1 protein-coding gene is annotated in these 851 nt (G+C 79.4%); it reads left to right on the top strand.

The features are described 5' to 3' along the window. The coding region (locus N866_RS19165; RefSeq protein ID WP_034229921.1) for an AMP-binding protein at window positions 1-851 on the top strand (851 nt) is incomplete at both ends.

Raw genomic sequence — 851 nt, 5'->3', positions numbered from 1 at the left:
GGCGGGGGGCCTGGGACGGCCGGCGCGGGCTCGTCCGGTGCGCCGAGCGCCTCGCCGAGCGCCTCACCGAGCGCGTCGCCGTGGGCCGACCACCACCGCGCGGGGGTCACGCTGTTCCTCTCGCCCGCCGCGATCGCCAACGTCGTCGCGACCGCGCACGACCTCGAGCCGGAGGACCGCGACGTCCTCGCCCGGGTGCGCACCTTCCTGTCCGCCGGCGCCCCCGTCCCGGAGCGGCTGCTCACGCGTGCCTCCCGCCTCATGCCGCACGCCACCGCGCACACCCCGTACGGCATGACGGAGGGCCTGCTGCTCACCGACATCACGCTCGACGGCATCCGCGCGGCGGGCGACGGCGGGGCCGCGGGCGGCGTGTGCGTCGGGACGCCCGCGCCCGGCGTCCACGTCCGGATCAGCCCGCTCGACGACGACGGCGCCGCGACCGGCCGGCTCACCACCGACGCGGAGGCGACGGGCGAGGTCGTCGTCGCCGCGCCCCACGTGCGCGACCACTACGACCGCCTGTGGCTGACCGAGCGGGCGAGCCGCGCGGTCCACCCCGACGACGTCGCCCCCGACGGCCTGCGCTGGCACCGGACCGGTGACGTCGGGCGGCTCGACGCGCACGGCCGGCTCTGGGTCGAGGGCCGGCTCGCGCACGTCGTCGTGACGGCCGACGGCGTCGTGACGCCCGTGGGCCCCGAGCAGAGGGCCGAGGACGCGCAGGTCCCCGGCGGACGGGTGGTGCGCGCCGCCGTCGTCGGGGTCGGACCGCGGGGGACGCAGCAGCTCGTCGTCGTCGCGGAGACCGAGCCGCGGGTGCGGCGCCCGGCCCAGGCCGACCCGGCCCT

Source organism: Actinotalea ferrariae CF5-4 (genome assembly GCF_000603945.1).
In the GTDB taxonomy this organism is placed as follows: domain Bacteria; phylum Actinomycetota; class Actinomycetes; order Actinomycetales; family Cellulomonadaceae; genus Actinotalea; species Actinotalea ferrariae.
Note: the sequence above shows the minus strand (reverse complement) of the source record. Positions and strands in the feature narration are given on the sequence as shown.